Here is a 5,889-nt window from a genome sequence, read left to right on the forward strand (position 1 = left end):
TGGTTGCGGGGGTAGGATTTGAACCTACGACCTTCAGGTTATGAGCCTGACGAGCTACCGGGCTGCTCCACCCCGCGGTGCTTTTGTGCAGCTTGCATCGCAAGAGAGATAATCGTGATTTTCGTTCCGCGAGGCTTACTAGGTTTGGCGGCGACCTACTCTCCCACGTCTTGAGACGCAGTACCATCGGCGCTACGGCACTTAACTGCCGAGTTCGGAATGGGATCGGGTGTTTTGCTCGCGCTATGACCACCAAACCGAGAAAGCCCCGCGGGGGGCGATGTTCCAAGCCAGGTACGTCTGTATTGTGTACGGCTTTTGATCCGAAGTCTGTCTTCTACTGGATCAAATCAAGCCTATCGGGCAATTAGTACCGGTCAGCTGAGCACGTTACCATGCTTACACCTCCGGCCTATCGACGTGGTCGTCTACCACGGCCCTCAGGGATACCTTGTTTTGAGGGGGGCTTCCCGCTTAGATGCCTTCAGCGGTTATCCTTTCCGATCATAGCTACCCAGCACTGCTATTGGCATAACAACTGGTCCACCAGTGGATCGTTCACCCCGGTCCTCTCGTACTAGGGGCAACTCCTCTCAAGTATCCTACACCCACGGCAGATAGGGACCGAACTGTCTCACGACGTTCTAAACCCAGCTCACGTACCTCTTTAAACGGCGAACAGCCGTACCCTTGGGACCTGCTCCAGCCCCAGGATGAGATGAGCCGACATCGAGGTGCCAAACGGTGCCGTCGATATGGACTCTTGGGCACCATCAGCCTGTTATCCCCGGCGTACCTTTTATCCGTTGAGCGATGGCCCTTCCACTCGGGACCACCGGATCACTATGGCCGTCTTTCGACTCTGCTCGACTTGTCAGTCTTGCAGTCAGGCTGGCTTCTGCCATTGCACTCAACGAGCGATTTCCGACCGCTCTGAGCCAACCTTCGCGCGCCTCCGTTACGCTTTAGGAGGCGACCGCCCCAGTCAAACTACCCACCACGCAGGGTCCCGGACCCGGATAACGGGCCGCGGTTAGACATCAAGAATGCGAAGGGTGGTATCTCAAGGGAGGCTCCACAGGGACTGGCGTCCCTGCTTCGAAGCCTACCACCTATCCTGCACATCGCAGTCCTGATGCCAGTGCGAAGCTATAGTAAAGGTGCACGGGGTCTTTCCGTCTAACCGCGGGAAGCCTGCATCTTGACAGGCAATTCAATTTCGCTGAGTCGATGTTGGAGACAGCGGGGAAGTCGTTACGCCATTCGTGCAGGTCGGAACTTACCCGACAAGGAATTTCGCTACCTTAGGACCGTTATAGTTACGGCCGCCGTTTACCGGGGCTTCAATTCGGAGCTCTCACTCCTCCTTTTAACCTTCCGGCACCGGGCAGGCGTCAGACCCTATACGTCGTCTTGCGACTTCGCAGAGCCCTGTGTTTTTAGTAAACAGTCGCCACCCCCTGGTTTGTGCCCCCAGCCTCTAGTTGCCTAGAAACTGGGCCTCCTTCTCGCGAACTTACGGAGGTATTTTGCCGAGTTCCTTCAACATCGTTCTCTCAAGCGCCTTGGTATTCTCTACCAGTCCACCTGTGTCGGTTTAGGGTACGGTCTGATGGAGGGCTATTTCCAGGAACTGCTAAACGGCCCGACCAATCCGATAAGGTCGAACAATCTTCGCAATCCGTCACATCCTCCTGGCCCACGAATATTAACGTGGTTCCCATCGGCTACGCCTTTCGGCCTCGCCTTAGGGGCCGGCTTACCCTGCTCAGATTAGCTTTAAGCAGGAACCCTTGGACTTTCGGCGACAGGGTCTCTCACCCTGTTTGTCGCTACTCATGTCATCATTCTCGCTAGTGATCTCTCCACCGGATCGCTTACGCGCCGGCTTCACAGAAAGTTCCGAGCCTCCAGTCTCGTCCCGAGGGACGAGCGAGGAGGCATGGAACTATGTCACACTACGCTCCGCTACCATGCGCTATGCGCATCCTAAGCTTCGGCTCGTGGCTTGAGCCCCGTTACATCTTCGCCGCAAGACAGCTTAATTAGACCAGTGAGCTGTTACGCTATCTTTAAAGGATGGCTGCTTCTAAGCCAACCTCCTGGTTGTTTTGGCCGTCTCACCTGCTTTCCCACTTAGCCACGAATTGGGGGCCTTAGCTGTAGGTCAGGGTTGTTTCCCTCTCGACGACGGACGTTAGCATCCGCCGTCTGTCTGCCATCTAGTACTTCCGGGTATTCGGAGTTTGGTTAGGATCAGTAAGCCTGTGGGGCCCCATTACCCATCCAGTGCTCTACCCCCCGGGGTATTCGGATGACGCACTACCTAAATAGTTTTCGCGGAGAACCAGCTATCTCCGAGTTTGATTGGCCTTTCACCCCTAGGCACAACTCATCCCGACCTTTTTCAACAGGTGTGGGTTCGGACCTCCAGTAAGTGTTACCTTACCTTCATCCTGGTCATGCCTAGATCACTCGGTTTCGGGTCTGATCCCACATACTCAGTCGCCCTATTAAGACTCGCTTTCGCTGCGCCTACACCTATCGGCTTAAGCTTGCATGTGAGACCAAGTCGATGACCCATTATACAAAAGGTACGCCGTCAGGACTCGAGGTCCCTTCGACTGCTTGTAGGCGTCCGGTTTCAGAAACTGTTTCACTCCCCTCGTCGGGGTGCTTTTCACCTTTCCCTCACGGTACTGGTTCGCTATCGGTCAGTAAGGAGTACTTAGCCTTCGAGGGTGGTCCCCCGATCTTCAGACAGGATTTCACGTGTCCCGCCCTACTTGATATATCCTCTCATGCTTCCCGTACGGGGCTGTCACCCACTATGGCCCGATTTTCCAATCGGTTCCGGTCACAATCGAGGCTTGGCTGGTCCGCGTTCGCTCGCCACTACTAGCGGAGTATCTGTTGATTTCCTTTCCTCCGGGTACTTAGATGTTTCAGTTCCCCGGGTTTGCTCTTATAACCCTATGTATTCAGGTCATAAGTACCTGGTTCAGCGCGTTATCCATTGCCGCAAAGCAATCAATAACGAACTGTCAGGTGGGTTGCCCCATTCGGAAATCCATGGATCAAAGCTTATTCTCAGCTCCCCATGGCTTATCGCAGAGTATCACGTCCTTCATCGCCTCTTACTGCCAAGGCATCCACCAAACGCCCTTTTCGCGCTTGATTTGATCCAGAAGAAGACAGGCTTCTTCCGATCAAAAGTCGTACATTCCCGCTCCCTGCCTGGTTCGTGCAGGGAACATGTTTGGTTAGTGTACTTGACTTGGAACAAAATTGTCTTCGCGGGTCGAACCCGCTGACCTTCCCTAACGCGGGAGGTCGGACAATTCTGATGATTATCTCTCTATACGATGTCAAAGTCGTCCGGTCGGACGGCGAAGCGCATCTCGCATGCGCTGCGCGATCGGACCGGATGAAATCTTGGGTACATTGCACTGAAGGGCGACGTCTCGGCGTCGCGTGGGCGTCAGATCCCGTGTCCGGCCTGTTGGACCGGAGGCCCCAAAGAACCGGATGTGATGGTGGAGCGTATCGGGATCGAACCGATGACCCCCTGCTTGCAAAGCAGGTGCTCTCCCAGCTGAGCTAACGCCCCGAAGGACCGCATCTGCCGTCCCATGTTCGATGGTGGGTCGAGGAGGACTTGAACCTCCGACCTCACGCTTATCAGGCGTGCGCTCTAACCACCTGAGCTACCGACCCAAGACCGGGCGGTAGCCCGTGTGCTTTAACTGAAGAGATATGAGGACGGCCTGGCCCCGAATATGCTTCCGAAGAAGCTGCTAAGTGATCCACGAGAATGGAAAGCTCGAGAGCTTGGCCATCCTGCCAGGATCATCCTTAGAAAGGAGGTGATCCAGCCGCAGGTTCCCCTACGGCTACCTTGTTACGACTTCACCCCAGTCGCTGAGCTTACCGTGGCCGGCTGCCCCCCGTAAGGGTCGGCGCACCCTCTTCGGGTAAACCCAACTCCCATGGTGTGACGGGCGGTGTGTACAAGGCCCGGGAACGTATTCACCGCGTCATGCTGTTACGCGATTACTAGCGATTCCGACTTCATGGGGTCGAGTTGCAGACCCCAATCCGAACTGAGATAGCTTTTTGGGATTAACCCATTGTCACTACCATTGTAGCACGTGTGTAGCCCAACCCGTAAGGGCCATGAGGACTTGACGTCATCCACACCTTCCTCCCGCTTATCACGGGCAGTTTCCATAGAGTGCCCAGCCGAACTGCTGGCAACTAGGGATGTGGGTTGCGCTCGTTGCCGGACTTAACCGAACATCTCACGACACGAGCTGACGACAGCCATGCAGCACCTGTCTTGGATCCAGCCGAACTGAAGGAATTCCTCTCGGAAAACCGCGATCCAGATGTCAAGGGTTGGTAAGGTTCTGCGCGTTGCTTCGAATTAAACCACATGCTCCACCGCTTGTGCGGGCCCCCGTCAATTCCTTTGAGTTTTAATCTTGCGACCGTACTCCCCAGGCGGAATGCTTAATCCGTTAGGTGTGACACCGAACAGCATGCTGCCCGACGTCTGGCATTCATCGTTTACGGTGTGGACTACCAGGGTATCTAATCCTGTTTGCTCCCCACACTTTCGCACCTCAGCGTCAGTATCGAGCCAGTGAGCCGCCTTCGCCACTGGTGTTCCTCCGAATATCTACGAATTTCACCTCTACACTCGGAATTCCACTCACCTCTCTCGAACTCAAGACTGCCAGTATCGAGGGCAGTTCCGGGGTTGAGCCCCGGGATTTCACCCCCGACTTAACAGTCCGCCTACGCGCGCTTTACGCCCAGTAATTCCGAACAACGCTAACCCCCTCCGTATTACCGCGGCTGCTGGCACGGAGTTAGCCGGGGTTTCTTTACCAGGTACCGTCATTATCTTCCCTGGCGAAAGAGCTTTACGACCCTAGGGCCTTCGTCACTCACGCGGCATGGCTAGATCAGGCTTGCGCCCATTGTCTAAGATTCCCCACTGCTGCCTCCCGTAGGAGTCTGGGCCGTGTCTCAGTCCCAGTGTGGCTGATCATCCTCTCAAACCAGCTATGGATCGTCGACTTGGTAGGCCATTACCCCACCAACTATCTAATCCAACGCGGGCCGATCCTTCACCGATAAATCTTTCCCCCTAAGGGCGTATGCGGTATTAAACCCAGTTTCCCGGGACTATTCCGCAGTGAAGGGCACGTTCCCACGCGTTACTCACCCGTCCGCCGCTAGGTCCGAAGACCTCGCTCGACTTGCATGTGTTAAGCCTGCCGCCAGCGTTCGTTCTGAGCCAGGATCAAACTCTCAAGTTGAAACATCCGAAGATGTATCCTTGACGTTCGAACCTCTGCACATCTCATCCGGAGGCTAATCCGGATGAAGTCATCTGTCTGATGCGTGCTTCAGTTTCCAAAGAAACCGAAACCTCACTCAAACAGTGAAGCTGACACTTCATCATCGGCCGAAGCCTAGAAGCGCGATATACAGACGTTGATCCATCGAAAGGACCGGACCGCCCACATATCTCTTCAGTGTACCCGCAATGTCAAAGAGCGAAGAGACAAAACCAACCGAGTGCGCCCTAACTTGTTCGGCGCGCCCGCCCGATCTGCCTCTAAATTTTCCCGTCTCGTCTGCGTCGGCTCGTTGCCGCCGCCCCGTCTGGCGTCCCGTTGTGCGCCTCAGCGCCGCCGGTGAAGGGGTGTCTACGGATATCAGCCGGACCTCGCAAGAGCTTTTTTACAGAAACGTCGCTTTTTCCCGAAAAAGACAGAAAACCACTAAATATCATGGGGTTGAATACAAGCACCCCGACCCAAACCGCCCCGAAACCCAAGCTGACCCAGCGTCCACAGACCGGAATCAGCGCGACTC

At 55.2% G+C, this 5,889-nt stretch carries 1 protein-coding gene, 3 tRNA genes and 3 rRNA genes; all 7 read right to left on the reverse strand.

The annotated features are described in order from the left end of the window. Positions 1-77 (reverse strand) — tRNA-Met (locus tag RM543_RS18795). A 65-nt stretch (positions 78-142) separates the two neighbouring features. After that, positions 143-257 (reverse strand): 5S ribosomal RNA (gene rrf / locus RM543_RS18800). Positions 258-346: 89 nt separating this feature from the next. Next, positions 347-3,180: ribosomal RNA gene (locus RM543_RS18805) — 23S ribosomal RNA — on the reverse strand. Positions 3,181-3,534: 354 nt separating this feature from the next. After that, positions 3,535-3,610, reverse strand: a tRNA-Ala gene (locus tag RM543_RS18810). 30 nt (positions 3,611-3,640) lie between these two features. Continuing rightward, a tRNA-Ile gene (locus RM543_RS18815) sits at positions 3,641-3,717 on the reverse strand. A gap of 142 nt (positions 3,718-3,859) precedes the next feature. After that, positions 3,860-5,327: ribosomal RNA gene (locus RM543_RS18820) — 16S ribosomal RNA — on the reverse strand. Together the 16S, 23S and 5S rRNA genes with 3 tRNA genes alongside form the textbook arrangement of a ribosomal RNA operon. Before the next feature lie 302 nt (positions 5,328-5,629). Next, positions 5,630-5,889, reverse strand: a 260-nt coding sequence (locus RM543_RS18825) for a hypothetical protein (protein ID WP_311694457.1), incomplete at its 5' end; no start/stop codon positions are given.

It is taken from the genome of Tropicimonas omnivorans (genome assembly GCF_031846565.1).
Taxonomy (GTDB): Bacteria; Pseudomonadota; Alphaproteobacteria; order Rhodobacterales; family Rhodobacteraceae; genus Tropicimonas_B; species Tropicimonas_B omnivorans.